Origin of the sequence: Streptomyces sp. ISL-12 (assembly GCF_018614415.1) — a bacterium.
Taxonomy (GTDB): Bacteria; Actinomycetota; Actinomycetes; order Streptomycetales; family Streptomycetaceae; genus Streptomyces.
Genome location: NZ_JAGGOO010000066.1, coordinates 1 through 17,908, shown reverse-complemented (window position 1 = coordinate 17,908; position 17,908 = coordinate 1). Strand labels below are relative to the sequence as shown.

Genomic DNA, 17,908 nt, shown 5'->3' with positions numbered 1-17,908 from the left:
TTTCCGATGACGCGCATCGCGCTAGAGCCGTACTTCCTGCACCAGGATCAGGTTCAGTCTCTCCTTGGCGAGCGGCGGACAGAGTCCGCGCGGGCACGGGCTGCCCGCAGGAGCGAGCCAGAGGCAGCGTTGCCTTACGCGCTTGCCGCAGAACTGGCCGAGGCGCTTTCCTCGTTGGGAGTCAGCGAGCTGGCGCGGTGCGTCCTGGAGCAGGACCTGCGCACGGGGCAGGTCGTCGGCGCTGAGTTGGATTTTGCATTCCAGCGGGACCGAGAACAGGACACCCCAGGCTTTAAGCCGATCAGCTTTGCAGCGACGCTCGACGCGGGCGAGCAGGTGCACGTCACCGGCACGTTCAACTCGGCAAGAACCGCCAGCTCGTCTGCGGCCGGCAGCCTTGCTGGTACCAGGCGGGCCTACTTGGTCGGAACAGTCACCGATCTCAGAGCAGCGCAAATTGAGCTCAGGCCGGTCTTCATCGGAATCAGGTCGTTCATCGATGACGACCTCGCCGCCGGGGGACTGACGCCGGGAGCACGGGTGTACCCCAGCGACATCAGCCAATTCAACGGGATCGACTTCACATCTCCCTTCACTGAGGCTGAGGGTGAAGTGGTCCTGCGCGTGCCGGAGGATGTGGTGAAACACGCCTTCGCCGGACTGATCGGCGAGTCGTACGTTCCGAAGGACTGGGGTGGCGAGCGCTCCGACCTCTACACATCACGAGTGTTCGTCCGCGGGCGCCAGGTTTCGGCCGCCTGGCTGTTCAAGGGACCCGGCTATCCGCGCGCCATGGACGTCAAGGCCCTGGGCAAGAACGGCGACCAAATCGATCGACTGTTCACCGAGCCCGCGGAGCTACTCGTTCTGCAGCACTGTCATCAGATCAAGCCGAGCGTGGTTGGCATGATGGACGCTTACGCCCACGACGCCCGACGCCCGCGCTCCTACATGATCATCGACGGGGCTGACACCGGACGCATCCTGAGGTCGCTGGGCATGCTCCCAGCAATCCCAGCAAGTCTGCCTCAGCAGCACCAGCGAGCGGGAGCCCCAAGGCAAGGTGAGCTCTTTCACCGCGACCACTTGATTGAGTGACGAGCTCGATACCCGCAACGCACAAGGCTCCCGTGCCGTTGGCGGAGATCTCGAAGTCTCAACCAACAAGCTCAGGCGTCATGTCGGTCCGTACTCAGTCGACCTTCCGCACGTCTTGGTCGAGTGGGGCACCATGCTCATCAGGCTGCTGCCCTCGCTGCTCGTGGCAGTGAGGGCAGCAGTCGTCAGACGGCGTGGGCTGCGGGCAACTGCGAGGCCCACGTCGTGACCTCGGTCAGGTGCTCGGGCTGCAGCCCGAGGTGTGGCTCGGGCTGAATGAGGATGGTCGCCGTTCCCTTCGCAGTGCGCTCCACCGCCCATTCATGGTCGAGACTGGTGAAGTCGTCGTCGATCCAGACGGCGGGGCTGTCGCCCAGCCAGGCGTCGACGTGGTCGCGCTTCCACAGGTAGCCGTTGGGGTGGCTGGTAGTGATCTGCGGACGTGGGAGATCGATGTACGGCAGCGTCGGGAGGCCCAGGAGGGGCCCGATGAGGGTGGTGGCGTCCTGGCGCCAGCTCGTGCACCAGACCGGGGTGACCAAGCCGGTGCGGACGACGTCCATGAGCAGACGGCCGTGGTCGGGGTTGAGCCAGACCGTGACCGAGTTGTCGGCGCTGCGACCGGCGGGGACGACGTCGTGGCGAGCGTGTGTGGTTGGGGTGGTCCCGTCCGCGTCGGGGAAGGGTATGAGGACACCGTCGACGTCGAGGAGCAGGTAGGGCGGGCGCATCGGTCCTCCAGAGGCCGGGCGAAGGCGGCTGTCAGAGCTTGCGGGCGCGGATCAGCAGGGTCGTGGGCCAGTGGCCCATGCGGGGGTCGTGGAATTCCTGAGCAAAGGTGAGCCAGAAGCCCGCTCGGCTGAGGTGCTTCTCCCACTGGTCCGCGGAGAACTCCCATCGGGCGATGGGGAGCCGGGTGCGGTCGGGGAGGGTGACATAGTCGCGGCGGGGCCGGTCGTCGCCCGAGGGGCTGCGGCCGCCACGCTGCGGATGGGGGGTGGAGAAGGCGAGCACTCGTCCAGGCGTGAGGCACTGGGCGATGGCCGGGAGCAGGAGCTCAGGGGCGACGAGGCCGACGGCACCGAAGACGGAGTAGATCGCGTCGAACCGCTCGTCGGAGGCGTGCAGGTAGTGCAGCGCGTGGCCGGCAACGAATGTGAGGTTGTTCAGCCGTCCGTAGTGGGAGCGGGCGCGGCGGACCTGAAGGCCGACCAGGTCGACACCGGTGACGTGGGCGCCATGGCGAGTGGCGAGGTGCGCGGCATTGTGGCCGGGGCCGCAGCCGAGTTCCAGGAGTCGCTTGCCGCGCAGGTCGGGGCTGAGAATCTCGGCCCCGGGCCCCTGGCCGGGTCTCGTGGTCCACTCCATCCGGGCGGGTACGGAGAGGGGTTCGGCGAGTCCAGCGGCGGTGCGCTGGAGCGCGTGGGCGTGCCAGGGGGATACCTGGGCGAGCACGTCAGATCTCCAGGAGGTGGAGGACGTCGGTGAGGTGGCGGCGGACGGTCTTGATGTAGGCGGGGTCGGTGGCCGGGTCGTTGATCCAGCGGATGGACTGCTCCATGAACCACTCGATGGCCCACATGCGGTGCCAGCCCAGGGCCCAGTTCTCGGCGGTGAGCCCGCCGCGTGGGGCGAGGGCGTCGGGGGTGCCGCCGGCGGTGACGTACTGCTCCAGGAAGACGCGCAGGCGGACGGGGTGTGGGGGCTCGATGGTGCCGTGCCAGCTGGCGAGGTCGAGCAGGCCGGGGCCGGTGAAGGCGCGGGCGAAGTCGAGGAGCCGCCAGCCGCGCTCGCCGATGTGGAGGCTGGTGGGGTGGAACTCGGAGTGCACCCAGCCGAACGGTTCCAGCGTCGCTCCGGCCGAGCGGGTCTCGGCGGCCTGGACGATCCGGTCGAGCGCGTCCTCGACGTCGTCGGCGTCCTGCCACCGGTCGGCCTTGCGCAGCCGTTCGAAGTGTTCCAGCGCCCGGACCGGAAGTGTGCGCAGGCGCTCCTGGCCGAGGACGGGCAAGGGCGGAGCCGTACGGGCGCCGTGCAGGATCACGGCCGCGGCGACACCGTCCAGGTCGTCGGCCTCGCGTACGGACGGTCCGAGGTCCTCCATGAGCATGCCGAGCCAGCCGTCCAGGACGGCGGAGGCGTGGACCTCAGGGACTGGTACGCCGAGGGTACGGGCCAGGCGGAGGGCCTGGTCCTCGCAGTCGAAGGGCTTCTTGGCGTACTTGAAGATGGCCGTAGAGCCGTCGGGAAAGGCCACGCGCTCGACGCCGGACATGGACCACACACGTACCTCCTTCCGTGCGGCGGTGGTCTGACCGGTCGCGGTGAGCAGGTTGTCGAAGAGTTCGGCACTGGGGTTCGTGGTCACGGGAGGGCTCCGGGGAGGGGTGGTGGCGTCCGGGGCGGGCGAGGAGTGCCGGCCCGCCCCGGAGCCTGATCGGGTGGGGTTACGCGGCGGGGTTCACGCGGTGGGCGTAGACCTGCTCGATCCAGCCCGTCTTGAACGCGGCGAGGTCGTCACGGAAGTTCGCCATCGAGGCACCGTAGGGCGCAACCACGCCGCCGGACTGGTCCGGCACGGACTGGCAGCCGTGCACGAGCCGGCCGCCGAGCGCGGCGTGAGCCTTGATGGACTCGATCCGGCGGTGCTCGTTGAACCAGCCGCCGTGGTAGACCTCGTCGAGCATCCCGCCCATCTCGTCGTCCAGGTCGAAGACGACGGAGGTGGCGGCGGGGAAGAACCAGCACGGGCCGACGTTGGAGATGTGCCCGTCCAGCTCGACCTTGTTGAGCGCCATGAGAGTGGCGGCCTCGCGGAGCATCCGCAGGTGGTCGGCGGTGATCTGCGGGAGGCCGAGGCCGGCCAGGTGCTCGTCGCGGAAGAGGTACGCGTACGCCTCGTACGCGGTGACCAGGACGCGGGCCGCGTCGGACGTGGACTCGCTGTGCTGCTTGATGAAGTCGAGCGCGAGCTGCTCGACCGCACTCTCGGTCGTCTCGTCCACGTCCAGGAGCTGGGCCTTGACCAGCTCCCAGTCGGCGACGAGCCAGGTGTTGGACTCGAAGCGGAAGAAGTACTTGGCCGGGTCGATCGTGATGCGCCGGCCGTCGACCTGGATGCCGGGCAGGCGGCTCCAGCGCGGGTCGAACGCCTCGGGCAGTTCGACCGTGATAGCCGTGGTGTCGATGGTGGTCACCGTGTCTCCGTCTCTGATTGGCCGGGTTCGGGCACAGGAATGCCCGAGCCCGGTGTGGGCGTACGGAACTTCGGGATGCCGCCCGGACCAAGGGGGAGCCTGGATTACGGTCGTGCCGTTCCGGGCGGCTGCTGATAAGTGAACCGGTGGTCACGCTCAGTGGGTACGGTGGAAGGCAGTTGAAGCGGTATACGCGGTTTACAGCTCCGGAGTGGAGGCGATCGTGGCGGCGCCGAGAGACCCCAATTCCCGTCTGCGCGGCGTCATTGCAGCGGTCGACTGCACCTATGAGGCCCTCGCCCGAGACGTGCGGCGTATCGCCGCTGAGAACGGCGAGATCCTCCAGACCAACAAGTCGGCCATCTCGCACTGGGTGAACGGCTCCCGTGCTCCGTCGGGCCGGGTAGGTCAGTACCTGGCCGAGGCGCTGTCCCGCCGAGCGGAGCGCATGGTCACCCAGACCGAGATCGGCCTCCAGGCCGGTGATGCCGATGCGCTGGCGGAATCCGACCCCGTCCTCGCGGTTACGGACCTGGGCCGGGCCGACGTCGAGCGCCGCCGCTTCCTCGCCATCGCGGCCTTCACCACCGCCGGCGTCGCCATGCCGCTCGGGTACGACCACGAGGCCACCGCCCGCATGCTCCGCGCCCGCACCGGCACATCCCTGGTCGGCCTAGAGGACGTGGACGTCGTACGCCAGATCACCGCGGCCTTCAGCGCCGCCGACGAGCGCCTCGGCGGCGGGCACGGCCTGACCACCGTCACCGCGTACCTCGCCGACACCGCCGCCCCCATGCTGCGCGGACGCTTCCCCAGCGAAGCCTTACGCCGGGCCGCCTTCGGCGCCGTCGCCGAACTCGCCTACCTCGCAGGATGGAAGCACCACGACCTCGGCCAGGAAGGCGCCGCTCAGCGCTACTACCAGGTCGGCTACAAGCTCGCCTGCGAAGCCGACCCCCACGGCCACGCCGCCTGGATGATGCGCGCCCTCGCCCACCAGGCCCTGAGCCTCAAGCAGCCCCACCACTGCGTCGACCTCGTCGAAGGCGCCCTACGCACAGGTCTCGGCCACGTCGACGGCCAGACCGAGGCCCTCCTCCACATCACCCACGCCCGCGCCTACGCCGCCACCGACGAGCACCCATCGGCCGCACGCGCCCTGCTCGCCGCCGAAGACGCCCTTCTCCGCGACGACCGCCCCCAGCCCAGCTACTCCCGTGTGAGCGGCCCCGCCGCCGGCACCGTGGCCAGCCACACCGCCCGCACCCTGACCGACCTCGCCGACCACATCGGCACCGAGCAGCAGCACCGCGACGCCCTCACCCGCTGGGACCCGGAGAAGTACAAGCGCGTCCACGCCCTCACTCACGCCGACCTCGGTGACAGCCTCGTCGCTCAGGCCCGCGCCGACGAGGCCGTCGCCGCCTGGACTCAAGCTCTGGTCCTCATGGAGGGCATGACCTCCGACCGCACCCGCAAGGCGATCACCTCGATCCGCTCCACGCTCGCGGTCTACCAGCGCCGCCGCGTTCCCGGCGCCGCCGATCTCGCCCGCCGCGCCCGCGAGGCCCTCGCCTAACATGCCCAACAACCCGCCCGACGAAGGGAACACCGTGGCCGAGCAGACCAACGACCAGCCGAAGACCCTCAAGCCGGCGCTCGAATCGATGACCCTGCTGGTCGCCGCCGTCATCGTCCACGACAAGGCCACCAACCGCGTCGTCCTCCTTCAGCGCAGCGAGAACGCCAAGTTCGCCCAGGGCCTGTGGGACCTCCCCGTCGGCAAGAGCGAACCGGGCGAACCGATCACCGAGACGGCCGTCCGCGAGCTGTACGAGGAGACCGGCCTCACTGTGAAGCCCGAGTCCCTCAAGGTCGCCCACATCATCCACGGCGCCTGGGGCGTCGAAGCCCTCAACGGCTTCCTCACCGTCGTCTTCGCCGCCCACGAATGGACCGGCGAACCCGAGAACCGCGAACCCCGCAAGCACAGCCAGGTTTGCTGGGTAGACGCCAAGGTCATTCCCGAGGCGTTCGTTGACACTACGGCCAGCGCCCTTCACCGCTACCTCATCGGAGGGCCTCAGGTATCGCTGGACGGCTGGACATAGAAGAGAACTGGTGTGGTTAATCAGGGCACGGCGAGATGCCCGCAGTACCGACGCTGATACGTTACAAGTGGTGAACAGTCGAATACTCTGTAGACAAGCAGCGATTTGCGCGCGGGGAGGGTGTAATCATGGGAGCGGGATCACCATTTGAGCGGCCGCTCGGCTATGTCGTCCTGTGCCGTGCCGAGAACGGAGGAACCAATCCGGCGGCGTACTCGCCCCTCACCACGGAACAGCTGGACGAAGCCGCGAAAAGGGATGTGACCGTACCCCATGGAATATCCCGAGCCGCTGCCGCCGCACTCCCGGGGCTCTGGTACACCCTGCACCTTCCGAGCACCCTCAGCGACCTCGTTGACACACCAGCCAGGATCCTCAAAGCGGCCCAGCAGCTAAAGCTCGACCATCACATCCTGCTCCTACCGATTGACGTGTTCGACGCAAGGTACGTCGATGGATTCTTCCGTGGGCTCCACCGCACACTAGTGGTGTGCCCGGACGACTTGCTGGAAGAGGCCCGGCAGCGCTCCAAGGCGATGAACTTCGCCCTGCCTCCAGTGGGCTACGCGGCCCTGAGCGACGAAAGCCTCACGGCGCAGTGGAAGGCAATCCACCATCACTTCATCCCGGACAGCGAGCCGCTATCGAACGTACTCACCTTGACTCGACGCCTAGATCTTGCTCCCGTCCTACTGCCCCACCGCAGGCTCGCAAGGCAGATGGGATGGGCCAGCGACCTCGCCGAGCCTTCGCCGGATAGTGGCGCCGACGGGCTGGTCCTGCGAGCGGTGCACGGGCAGATCCTCCTCGCTACGATCTCTCGGCTGGAAAGTGAGGAAACACCGCGAGAAGTCGCCGAACAACGCTTCGAGAGCACACTAGACGAAGAAGCGCGAAGTCTCAGATTCCCATTGACTCTCGCGCTACCAGGAGTTGCTGTCGCCTACTCGCGCACGGCATACAGCAGTGAACTGCGCAGCCAAATTTCCCCTCTCAGCAGCGAAGTCGAGCCGAACGTCTGGTCCGTGTCACTTCACGAGCGTTCCGACAGTGCGGTAGAAGATGCCGCCATCGAGTTCGCTGCGACACATCACGCCGTTGCCACAAACGGGCTCGGGCTGATGATGCCGCCCGTCCCCAGGGACGCCTTCGTGGCTTTGGCCGAACTGGAACGGCACTTCATCGGCAACGAGAATCCCGCCAGCGTTCGCAGTCTGATGGCCCGTCTCGACGCAGCCGCCAGCTCCATTTGGAGCGAGGACGTCGTCGAGCTGATCAAGCGGGCATCGCAGCTAACGGTGTTCTCCAACTTCCCCCTCGGACTCCTGACCTTGCCCGGCGACACCTCCCCGCTGACCGCACGATTGCCCCTTACCTACCGCCCACTTACCCCGCTGATCCGCACTCTCCAGCACGAGACCGACACGCCCTCAAGCGTCAACCTCAACGGCAGAGTGAGGGTCCTCATCGCGGAATGCATTCCTACCAGTGACCCTGTGGGTCGACTCTCGCGCCAGGGCTGGAAGGTCGCGAAAGAGGCCGCCCAGGCAGCGGGCGACGCGCTCAAGATCGATGAGGTCGAAACACTCACCCCGGATGCACTCCGCCACGCTGTCGCCGAGTACCGCCCGGACTTTCTGATCATCAGCGCGCACGGCTCATTCAGGGGCAACGTCTCCGGACTCGTCATCGGCGATGAGCTATGCCTGGAGCTCGGCCTCGGCCCCGGGAATGCGCCTCCCGTCGTAATGCTCAGCGCCTGCCATGTCGCTCCCAGGGGCGCTGGCGCGGTCAGCGTGACCGACCTGCTACTCCGCGAAGGCGTGCTCGCCGTACTTGGCACACAGGTCCCGGTGCGTGTCGACCGCAACGCAATGCTCATGGTCCGCTTCCTCGCGAACGTACTCGAGGAACTGAAGCACCCGGGTCATTTTGCAACGCTTCTCGATGTGTGGCACCACGTGCAGGCCAGCAACGCCGTCAACGACATCCTGGGCGCCAGCAGGTCACTGCAGAACTGGGCCATGAAGGACCGCGGCAGCAGCATCCCGGTACTGACGGACTTCATGATGAACAGATCCAAGGGGCGCCTCCGGAGGGGGCGCATCTACGAGGACACCGAGCGCGTGCTGGCCGAAATCGCGGACGACATGGGCATGGGCTCCAAGGTTCGGACCTGGTTCCGTAGACCCGGCTATGTGCCAGAGTCGATGTTCTACCTGTTTGTCGGCCGCCCTGAGCGCGTCCACCTGGGGCACGTGGCGAACCGTGTGAAGAGCTATCGCCTGCGCCCTTGAACCACGGCGGCCCCACACAGGACCCGAGTTGCCGCTCTAAACGCAACACAGCAGTCCGCACACAGTCCGCAGGACACCCGATCACGACCGTCACAGCCCATCGCCACCCAACACCAAAAGACCAGGTCGGTGACCTGCGGCCATCATCCCCGCAGGTCACCGACCCGCCCCATTACTAGGAGACCAAGAAGGCCTGACGGCCGGTCTGCCTCCCCAGGCCGCGATCGGTGCACCATCGCGCGCCCACGGGCACCCCGAAGGGGCCCGGCCTCACCAGGCCGGGCCCCTTCGCCGTACGCGAACCCGTACACGGACCCGTACGCGAACCGGCACGCGGCCCCGTACGCGGAAGACGGGTCCCACACCACATGCCGCGGCGTGGGACCCGTCGGGCCGGAGCCCCGGCGGTGCGGCCGCACGCGGTCAGGTGGCGTGCGGGTCTGCGGGCTCCGGGGTCGCGGTCCTCGGGTGGCTCTCGGACCCCGTCTGTTTCTTGGACCTCAGGTGTTTCTCCGGGTCACGAACTCGGCCAGTGCGAGCAGGCCCCCCGCCGCCTCCGGGGAGGGTACGGCGCGGGCCAGTTCCTGCATCGCCCGGCCCATCCGGTCGGCCGCCTGGGTCTGGGCCCAGTCCCGGCCGCCCGCCCGCTCCACGAGCAGCGCCGTGGCGGTGAGGTCCTCCGTGGCCTCGTCGTACGGCGTCGCGTAGAGCGCGGCCAGCTCGGCCGCCGCGGGGGTGCCGGATGCGAGCGCGGCCACCACCGGCAGCGACTTCTTGCGGGCCGCCAGGTCCGCCCCGGCCGGCTTGCCGGTACGGCGCGGGTCGCCCCAGAGGCCGATGACGTCGTCGATCAGCTGGAAGGCGAGTCCGGCCTCCCGGCCGAACGCGTCCAGTGCCCGTACGTCCTCGTCCGAGGCGCCCGCGTACAGCGCGCCCAGCGCCGCGGCGCAGCCCAGCAGCGCGCCGGTCTTGGCCTCGGCCATGGCGAGCGTCTCGTCGAGGGTGATCCCGGCCGGGCCGCGCCGCTCCATCGCGGTGTCCGCCTGCTGCCCCACGCACAGTTCCACGACACAGCCGGCGAGCCGGGCGACCGCCGCCGCGGACGCCGGGTGCGGGTCCTCGGCGAGCAGCCGCAGGGCCAGCGCCTGGAGGGCGTCGCCCGCGAGGATCGCGTCGGCGTCCCCGAACACCGTCCAGGCGGTGGGCCGGTGGCGGCGGGTGGTGTCCCGGTCCATCACGTCGTCGTGCAAGAGCGTGAAGTTGTGGACCAGTTCCACCGCGACCGCCGCCCGCACGGCCGCCGCCCTGGCCTCGGGCCCGCCGAGCGCGGCGGCCGAGGCGAGGACCAGCGCGGGCCGGATCGCCTTGCCGGCGTTGCCGGCCGCCGGTGTCCCGTCGGCCCCCTGCCACCCGAAGTGGTAGAGCGCCACCCGGCCCAGCGGGCCCGGCAGCGACGCGAGCGCCGCCCGCAGCTCCGGGTCGACCGAGGCCCGGGCCCGCCGCAGCAGTTCCGCCGCCTCGTGCCCGTCGGCAGCCTCCGGCTCCACGGCCCCCTGTTCCTCGGCCCCCTGTTCCTCAGCGGCCCCCCGCCCCTCACCGGGCCCGTGCCCCACCGGCGGCACGTGCCGTTCCAGTGTCACGGTGGGCCGCCGTACGCCGGGGGCTCGGTCGCCGGCCCCCGTCATCCGCTCACCCCACATCGGCGGGACCACGGTGCGCCGGGCATCACTGCCAGCGGCCGATCTCGACGTTCTCCAGCACGCCGAGCGCGTCCGGCACCAGCACCGCCGCCGAGTAGTAGGCCGTCACCAGGTACTTGATGATGGCCTGTTCGTTGATGCCCATGAAGCGCACCGACAGGCTCGGCTCGATCTCGTCCGGGATGCCGGTGGCGCGCAGGCCGATGACACCCTGGTCCGCCTCTCCGGTACGCAGGGCGATGATCGAGGACGTACGGGCCTCGGTGACCGGGATCTTGTTGCACGGGTAGATCGGCACACCGCGCCAGGTGGGGATGCGGTTGCCGGCGATGTCGATCGTCTCGGGGACCAGGCCCCGCTTGTTCAGCTCGCGTCCGATCGCGGCGATGGCGCGCGGGTGGGCGAGGAGCAGCTTGGTGCCGCGACGGCGGCTGAGCAGCTCGTCCAGGTCGTCGGGGCCGGGGACGCCCTCGTGCGGCTGGATGCGCTGGTCGTACTCGCAGTTGTGGAGGAGGCCGAACTCGCGGTTGTTGATCAGCTCGTGCTCCTGGCGCTCCTTGAGCGCCTCGACCGTCAGCCGGAGCTGCTGCTCGGTCTGGTTCATCGGCTGGTTGTAGAGGTCCGCCACGCGCGAGTGGATGCGCAGGACGGTCTGGGCGACGCTCAGTTCGTACTCGCGGGGCTTGGCCTCGTAGTCGACGAACGTGTGCGGGATGTCGGGCTCGCCGCTGTGGCCGGCGGAGAGGTCGATCGCCTTCTCGCCGTGCTTGTTGGTGGGCTGCTGGGGCTCGGCGCGGCGCTGCTGGATGTGCTCGCGCAGGGAGTCGCTGCGCTCGGCGATCTGCTCCACCTCCTGGCGGGGCAGCACCAGTACGGTGCAGGCGGTCACCGCGCGGGCCGTGTACTCCCAGATGGCGTCCCCGTCGAGCAGGGCCCGGTCGCCGAAGTAGGCGCCGTCGGCGAGGACTCCGAGGACCGCGTCGTCGCCGTAGGGGCCGGTGCCGACCTTCTCCACCTTGCCGTGCGCCAGCAGGTAGACCTCTTCGTTCGGGCTGCCGAACGAGGCGATGACGTCGCCCGGTCCGAACTCCCGTTGCTCGCAGCGGCGGGACAGTTCCGAGAGCACCTCGTCGTCCTCGTAGGACCGCAGGGCCGGCAGCTCGGTCAGCTCCGCGGGGATCACCTCGACGCGGTCGCCGGTCTTCACGAACGTCACCCGGCCGTCGCCCACGGCGAAGGTCAGGCGCCGGTTCACACGGTACGTACCGCCCTGGATGTCGACCCAGGGCAGCATCCGCAGCAGCCAGCGCGAGCTGATCTCCTGCATCTGAGGAACGGACTTGGTGGTGGTGGCCAGGTTCCGCGCCGCCGCCGTGCCGAGACTCTGCTGCGGCCTGGTCTGCTCGGTGCGGACCTCTTCGCCTACCGACATAAGGAATTGCCCTCCCGGTCATGCCCGGCGCACACGCGCCGCGCATCGATCTGCGGGGACCAGCCTTCCTCACGCAATGTGTCAGTGCTATTACCCGAAAGAGCGGGAATGGAGCACCGGCCGCCGGGGCAGACTTGGGCTTTCGGTCCCGCCTTCCCGGGACCCGCTGTCCCCTCCCAACTCCCGTCGCGGGCCGCAACGTTGTCCGAATCGACTCGCACAGAGACCGAACAGGCGGTAGACGCGGCTCCGTTTTGGTACAAGCACCGTACGAGGCGGTCGCGTCGGGCGGTCGCGCGGAGCGAAGGAGCCGGTGATGGCCGCACCGATGTCCGCGAGCAGTTTCCTGAGAGCGCTGAAGGCCGAGGGCCTCACGGTCGTCGAGGTCGGCGACTGGCGCACGCACAACCGCAACTCCAAGGGCGCCTGGGGCCCGGTCCACGGCGTGATGATCCACCACACCGTGACCAAGGGCAGCGCGCGGACCGTGGACATCTGCCGCAAGGGCTACGAGGGGCTGCCCGGCCCGCTGTGCCACGGCGTCATCACCAAGGACGGCAGGGTCCACCTGGTCGGCTACGGCCGGGCCAACCACGCCGGTCTCGGCGACGACGACGTACTGCGCGCGGTGATCGCGGAGAAGGGGCTGCCCAAGGACAACGAGGCGAACACCGACGGCAACGCCCGCTTCTACGGGTTCGAGTGCGAGAACCTCGGCGACGGCGAGGACCCGTGGCCGGAGAAGCAGCTGGAGGCCATCGAGAAGGCCGCCGCGGCCGTCTGCCGCCACCACGGCTGGAACGAGCGGTCCGTCATCGGGCACCTGGAGTGGCAGCCGGGGAAGGTGGACCCGCGCGGGTTCACCATGAAGTCGATGCGCGAGCGGATCCGGGACCGTCTGAAGTGACCCGGTCCGGAGCAACCGGCTCACCAGGGTGACAATGGCGGGGTGACCAGCAACGACGTCGCCGCCCTCGGCCCCCGGCTGCCCTCGCCGGTGCGGGAGCTCACCGACGAGCGGTTCGAGCGGCGGGGCGTACGGCTGCTGCTCAAGCGGGACGACCTGATCCACCCGGCGCTGGTCGGCAACAAGTGGCGCAAGCTGGCACCGAACCTCACGGCCGCCGCCGGCCGTACGGTGCTGACCTTCGGCGGCGCCTGGTCCAACCACCTGCGCGCCACCGCCGCCGCCGGGCGGCTGCTCGGCCTGTCCACGGTCGGCGTGGTGCGCGGCCACGAGCTGGCCGGCCGCCCGCTCAACGACTCGCTCGCGCGGTGCGCCGCCGACGGCATGCGGCTGCACTTCACCGACCGGTCGGCGTACCGCCGCAAGACCGAGCCGGAGATCCTGACGGCCCTCATGGCGGCGGCCGGGGCGCCGGAGGCGTACGTGGTGCCGGAGGGCGGCAGCAACGCCGCGGCGGTACGCGGCTGCCGGGCCCTCGGCCAAGAGCTGGACGGTTACGCCGACGTGGTCGCCGTGGCCTGCGGCACCGGCGGCACGCTGGCCGGGCTGGCCGCCGGTCTCGGCGCCGGGCAGCGGGCGCTCGGCGTCCCGGTGCTGAAGGGCGGTTTCCTGGACGGCGACGTACGGCGGCTCCAGGAGCGGGCGTTCGGCGGTCCCCGCGGCACCTGGAGCCTGGACGACCGCTTCCATTTCGGCGGCTACGCGCGCGTGCCCGACGAACTGGACGCCTTCGCCGCCGACTTCGAACGCCGCCACGGGCTGCCCGTGGAGCGCCTGTATGTCGCCAAGACGCTGTACGCGCTGCTCACGCTCACCGAGGAGGGCGCCTTCCCGCGCGGCACGACCCTGGCCGCGGTGATCACCGGCCGCCCGTTCCCCGAGCCCGCGTTCCCCGAGCACCGGTTCCCCGAGCACCCGTGACCGCTCACGACGCGGTTTCCCGGTACGCCGCCGCCTCCTCCAGGTCCAGCCTGCGCAGCAGCGTGCGCAGCATCTCGTCGTCGATGTACCGGCCGTCCCGGAGCTTGACGAAGACCTCGCGCTCGGCGCCGATCATCTCCCTGGACAGCCGCCGGTAGGTGTCGTCGACGTTCTCCCCGGTGACGGTGTTGACCTGGCCGAGCCGTTCCCAGACGGCGTTGCGACGGCGCTCCAGGACCGTGCGCAGCCGCTCGGCGAGCGGCCCGGGCAGGGCGTTGCGCGGGTCGGTGAGCAGGTCGTCCAGGCGCTGCTCGGCGGCCCGGGACGCCTGGGCCTGGGCGTTGGCCTCGGCCAGGGTCTCGGCCTGGACGTCGTGGCCGGGGAACTTCAGCAGGCGGATCAGCGGCGGCAGGGTCACGCCCTGGACGACCAGGGTGCCGATGACCGTGGTGAAGGTGAGGAAGAGGATCAGGTTGCGTTCGGGGAAGGGTTCGCCGCCGTGCACGGTGAGCGGGATGGAGAAGGCGATCGCCAGGGAGACCACGCCCCGCATGCCGGCCCAGGCGATGACGAAGGGCTGTTTCCAGGTCGGGTTCTCCTCGCGCGCACGCACGCGTGCCGAGAGGACGCGGGGCAGGAAGGTCGCCGGGTAGGACCACACGAACCGCGCCGCGACCACCACCAGGAAGAGGGCGAGCGCGTACCAGGCGGCCTGGACGCCCTCGTACGCGCCGAGGCCCTTGAGGACCACGGGGAGCTGGAGGCCGATCAGGGCGAAGACGGAGGACTCCAGGACGAAGGCGACCATCTTCCACACCGCGTCCTCCTGGAGGCGGGTGGCGAAACCGACCTCCCACGCGCGGTGGCCGAGGTGCAGCGCGACGACGACCACCGCCAGCACTCCGGAGGCGTGCACCTGCTCCGCCGCCGCGTAGGCGACGAACGGGATCAGCAGGGAGAGGGTGTTCTGGAGGAGCGGTTCCTTCAGGCGGGTGCGCAGCCAGTGCAGCGGCACCATGAGGATCAGTCCGACGCCGACGCCGCCGACCGCGGCGATCAGGAACTCGCCGATCCCGCCGGCCCAGGTGGCGCCCTCGCCGACCGCCGCCGCGAGCGCCACCTTGTAGGCGGTGATGGCGGTGGCGTCGTTCACCAGGGACTCGCCCTGGAGGATGGTGGTGATCCGGGACGGCAGTCCGACCCGGCGGGCGACGGCCGTGGCCGCGACGGCGTCCGGCGGTGCCACCACCGCGCCGAGCACCAGAGCGGCGGTCAGCGGCAGGTCCGGCACGATCAGGTACGCGGCCCAGCCGACGACGAAGGTCGCGAAGAGCACGTAGCCCACGGAGAGCAGGGCGACGGGCCGCAGCTGGGCGCGCAGGTCCAGGTAGGAGCTGTCGGTGGCCGCCGTGTACAGCAGCGGGGGCAGCAGCAGCGGCAGCACGACGTGCGGGTCGAGGGTGTAGTCGGGCACGCCGGGGACGTAGCTGACCGCCAGTCCGGCCGCGACCAGCAGCAACGGCGCGGGCACCGGTGTGCGCCGCCCCGCCGCGGCGACCGCCGCGCTCCCCGCCACCAGCAACAGCAGCGGCATCACGTCCATGGTCCCTGCCCACCCTTTTCCTCCGCGCGGTCTTCCGCACGCCCGTCGTAACCTGGCAATCATGAAACAGTGCACGCACGCCGACGCGCTGCCGCACCCGGAGCCGGAGCCGCTCAGCGAGACCTGCCCGGAGTGCCTGGCCGACGGCACGGACCCGGTGCAGTTGCGGCTCTGCCTCACCTGCGGTCATGTCGGCTGCTGCGACTCCTCCCCGAAACGCCACGCGACAGGGCATCATGAACAGACCGGGCATCCCGTGATGCGCACCTTCGAGCCGGGCGAGGACTGGCGCTGGTGCTTCGTCGACCACGTGCTCGTGTAGGGACCCGGAGGGCGACAGGAAGGTACGGTTCGACCGCCTGACGTGTGGGTACGTCAACCCGGCGTGCGCTCTTCCGATTTGGTCCCGCCCAACCCCTAGCCACTGTGCGTGTTCACGTGTTTACTATGAGTGACAGCAAGGGGTTGGGGTCTCGGGGACAGGAAAGCACGGAGCGCGATAACGTCACCGCTGAACCACTGAACCACGTATCGCGTCACCGCGTTACCCGAGGGGTGACCCTCGGCCCTGAAACGCTTGTACCACCTTGGAGGTGAGGGTGTCCCAGTTCGCAGGCGAGCCCGCGACCCAGGACTTCGTCGAAGTCCGGCTGCCGGCCGCGGGGGCCTACCTGTCGGTGCTGCGTACGGCGACGGCCGGCCTCGCGGCCCGTTTGGACTTCACCCTCGACGAGATCGAGGACCTGCGCATCGCGGTGGACGAGGCCTGCGCGATCCTGCTCCAGCAGGCCGTGCCCGGCTCCGTGCTCAGCTGTGTCTTCCGCCTCGTCGACGACTCGCTGGAGGTCACCGTGTCGGCGCCGACCACCGACGGCCACGCGCCCTCACGGGACACCTTCGCCTGGACCGTCCTGTCCGCGCTGGCGGGCAAGGTGTCCTCCGCCGTGGACGAGGACGCCACCGTGTCGATCAGCCTCTACAAACAGCGCGGCGCGGGACCCGGGCCGGCGTGAGGGAGGACGGGCCGGTGCGGGACGAAGAGCGCGGCACACGGGGGCTGCCGGCCGAGGGCGCACGTCCTGCGAGCGGGGCCCGGGGCAGGGCGGGCGGTATCGACGGCATCCCCGAGCAGGCCCGTCCGCACCCCGAGGAGGCCGGTGTCCAGTCCGGCGTCCCGGGCGGCGGGCAGCGGGACGGGGAGCGGGACGGCGCCGCGCAGAGCGTGCCTTCGGACGGGCGGAGCGGGGGCGATCCCGTCCTGCCCGGCCGATCGGAGGCGAGGGCTCCGGAAAGGGCTACGGGCGGGACGATGAGCGAGCACGAGCGACAATCCGAGGACGAGGTGCCCGGCGCGCGGAGCGTGCCGGAACAGCACGGCCGGCACGACCCGCAGGACCGCAGCGGGGCCCGTGCCCTCTTCGCCGAGCTGCGGCGCATGGACGACGGCAGCCCCGAGTACGCGGAGCTGCGCAACCGGCTGGTGCGCATGCACCTGCCGCTCGTCGAGCACCTCGCCCGCCGCTTCCGCAACCGCGGCGAGCCCCTCGACGACCTCACCCAGGTCGCCACCATCGGCCTGATCAAGTCGGTCGACCGCTTCGACCCGGAGCGCGGCGTGGAGTTCTCCACGTACGCGACCCCGACGGTGGTCGGCGAGATCAAGCGGCACTTCCGGGACAAGGGCTGGGCGGTGCGGGTGCCGCGCCGGCTCCAGGAGCTGCGGCTGTCGCTGACCACGGCGACGGCGGAGCTGTCCCAGCTGCACGGCCGCTCCCCCACGGTGCACGAACTGGCCGAGAAGCTGGCCATCTCCGAGGAGGAGGTCCTGGAGGGCCTGGAGTCCGCCAACGCCTACTCGACGCTCTCGCTGGACGTCCCCGACACCGACGACGAGTCCCCGGCGGTCGCCGACACCCTCGGCGCGGAGGACGAGGCGCTGGAGGGCGTGGAGTACCGGGAGTCGCTCAAGCCGCTCCTGGAGGACCTGCCGCCCCGGGAGAAGCGCATCCTGCTGCTGCGGTTCTTCGGCAACATGACCCAGTCGCAGATCGCGCAGGAGGTCGGCATCTCCCAGATGCACGTGTCCCGGCTGCTGGCCCGCACCCTGGCCCAGCTGCGGGAGAAGCTGCTGGTGGAGGAGTGAGCCGCGGGCCCGCCGCCGCTTCCGCCGCTTCCCTACTTCCGTGAGTCCCCGGGTGTCCTGATCCCGAGGGCCCGGGTGGTCTCGGGGTTGACGATCAGGACGAGCGCCGCGACGGCCACCACGGCCAGCACGATCCCGGCGGGGATGGCGACGCTGTCGGCCTGGAGCAGGTTGTAGGCCACCGGCAGCGCCATGATCTGCGTGATCACCGCCGGGCCCCGGCTCCAGCCGCGCCGGGCGAGCAGACCGCGGGCGGCCAGCAGCGGCAGCAGGGCGAGGACGGTCAGGGTGACACCACCGGTGACCGCCTGGGTGCGGTCGTCGGGGTGCCCGGTGAGACCGCCGACGAGCATCCAGGCCCCGCCGGCGACGAGCGCGAGGCCCTCCAGCCCGGCCAGTGCGGCCGCGGCGGTCAGCCGGACGGGACGGGGCTCCGCCG

17 protein-coding genes are annotated in these 17,908 nt (G+C 70.0%); 9 read left to right on the top strand and 8 right to left on the bottom strand.

Annotated features, from left to right (window positions below; translation table 11 throughout):
• Positions 1-6 precede the first annotated feature (6 nt).
• A complete protein-coding gene (locus J7I94_RS18595) occupies positions 7-1,098 on the top strand; it encodes a hypothetical protein (RefSeq protein WP_215168253.1) in 1,092 nt (363 codons plus the stop codon).
• Positions 1,099-1,283: 185 nt separating this feature from the next.
• Here J7I94_RS18595 and J7I94_RS18590 read toward each other — a convergent pair whose 3' ends face one another.
• The 4 genes from J7I94_RS18590 to J7I94_RS18575 form a co-directional block, all read right to left on the bottom strand.
• Positions 1,284-1,829 carry an HAD domain-containing protein gene (locus J7I94_RS18590; protein ID WP_215168252.1) on the bottom strand — a complete coding sequence of 182 codons (546 nt, stop codon included), beginning with the start codon at positions 1,827-1,829 and terminating at the stop codon, positions 1,284-1,286.
• Between the two features lie 31 nt (positions 1,830-1,860).
• Positions 1,861-2,553, bottom strand: a complete 693-nt coding sequence (locus tag J7I94_RS18585) for a bifunctional 2-polyprenyl-6-hydroxyphenol methylase/3-demethylubiquinol 3-O-methyltransferase UbiG (RefSeq protein ID WP_215168251.1) — start codon at positions 2,551-2,553, stop codon at positions 1,861-1,863.
• A gap of 1 nt (position 2,554) precedes the next feature.
• Positions 2,555-3,466, bottom strand: coding sequence for a phosphotransferase family protein (locus tag J7I94_RS18580; protein WP_215168250.1), 912 nt, complete (start codon positions 3,464-3,466; stop codon positions 2,555-2,557).
• A gap of 79 nt (positions 3,467-3,545) precedes the next feature.
• A complete protein-coding gene (locus tag J7I94_RS18575; protein WP_215168249.1) occupies positions 3,546-4,295 on the bottom strand; it encodes a hypothetical protein in 750 nt (249 codons plus the stop codon).
• Positions 4,296-4,518: 223 nt separating this feature from the next.
• On the opposite strand from J7I94_RS18575, the gene J7I94_RS18570 reads away from it, so the two are divergent.
• The 3 genes from J7I94_RS18570 to J7I94_RS18560 all read left to right on the top strand — a co-directional run bounded on the left by J7I94_RS18570 (position 4,519) and on the right by J7I94_RS18560 (position 8,703).
• Entirely contained in the window at positions 4,519-5,874 is a 1,356-nt protein-coding gene (locus J7I94_RS18570) for a tetratricopeptide repeat protein (protein ID WP_215168248.1), read from the top strand.
• Between the two features lies 1 nt (position 5,875).
• A complete protein-coding gene (locus J7I94_RS18565) occupies positions 5,876-6,406 on the top strand; it encodes an NUDIX domain-containing protein (protein ID WP_215168247.1) in 531 nt (176 codons plus the stop codon).
• Positions 6,407-6,534: 128 nt separating this feature from the next.
• Positions 6,535-8,703: a CHAT domain-containing protein gene (locus J7I94_RS18560; RefSeq protein ID WP_215168246.1), complete on the top strand. Its 2,169-nt coding sequence runs from the start codon at positions 6,535-6,537 to the stop codon at positions 8,701-8,703.
• A gap of 500 nt (positions 8,704-9,203) precedes the next feature.
• On the opposite strand, the gene J7I94_RS18555 is transcribed toward J7I94_RS18560, so the two are convergent.
• Entirely contained in the window at positions 9,204-10,403 is a 1,200-nt protein-coding gene (locus J7I94_RS18555; protein ID WP_374198402.1) for a family 2 encapsulin nanocompartment cargo protein polyprenyl transferase, read from the bottom strand.
• Between the two features lie 25 nt (positions 10,404-10,428).
• On the bottom strand, positions 10,429-11,835 hold the full coding sequence (locus J7I94_RS18550) for a family 2B encapsulin nanocompartment shell protein (RefSeq protein WP_215168244.1): 1,407 nt from the start codon (positions 11,833-11,835) through the stop codon (positions 10,429-10,431).
• Positions 11,836-12,163: 328 nt separating this feature from the next.
• Here J7I94_RS18550 and J7I94_RS18545 point away from each other — a divergent pair, with 328 nt between their 5' ends.
• Positions 12,164-12,742, top strand: coding sequence for an N-acetylmuramoyl-L-alanine amidase (locus J7I94_RS18545; protein WP_251075362.1), 579 nt, complete (start codon positions 12,164-12,166; stop codon positions 12,740-12,742).
• 42 nt (positions 12,743-12,784) lie between these two features.
• Entirely contained in the window at positions 12,785-13,723 is a 939-nt protein-coding gene (locus J7I94_RS18540; protein WP_215168242.1) for a 1-aminocyclopropane-1-carboxylate deaminase/D-cysteine desulfhydrase, read from the top strand.
• Between the two features lie 4 nt (positions 13,724-13,727).
• Here the strand turns inward: J7I94_RS18540 and J7I94_RS18535 are convergent, their stop codons facing one another.
• On the bottom strand, positions 13,728-15,326 hold the full coding sequence (locus J7I94_RS18535; protein WP_215168241.1) for a Na+/H+ antiporter: 1,599 nt from the start codon (positions 15,324-15,326) through the stop codon (positions 13,728-13,730).
• A 61-nt stretch (positions 15,327-15,387) separates the two neighbouring features.
• Between J7I94_RS18535 and J7I94_RS18530 the strand changes: the two genes are divergently transcribed.
• The 3 genes from J7I94_RS18530 (at position 15,388) to J7I94_RS18520 (ending at position 17,469) form a co-directional block, all read left to right on the top strand.
• Entirely contained in the window at positions 15,388-15,648 is a 261-nt protein-coding gene (locus J7I94_RS18530) for a UBP-type zinc finger domain-containing protein (RefSeq protein ID WP_215168240.1), read from the top strand.
• A 277-nt stretch (positions 15,649-15,925) separates the two neighbouring features.
• Positions 15,926-16,339 (top strand): anti-sigma regulatory factor, encoded by a 414-nt coding sequence (locus tag J7I94_RS18525; RefSeq protein WP_215168239.1) that lies wholly within the window; start codon positions 15,926-15,928, stop codon positions 16,337-16,339.
• Between the two features lie 14 nt (positions 16,340-16,353).
• Complete coding sequence (locus J7I94_RS18520; RefSeq protein ID WP_215168238.1) at positions 16,354-17,469, top strand: RNA polymerase sigma factor SigF; 1,116 nt, start codon at positions 16,354-16,356, stop codon at positions 17,467-17,469.
• 32 nt (positions 17,470-17,501) lie between these two features.
• Here the strand turns inward: J7I94_RS18520 and J7I94_RS18515 are convergent.
• Positions 17,502-17,908 (bottom strand): hypothetical protein (locus J7I94_RS18515; protein ID WP_215168237.1); only part of this gene is annotated, 407 nt, incomplete at its 5' end.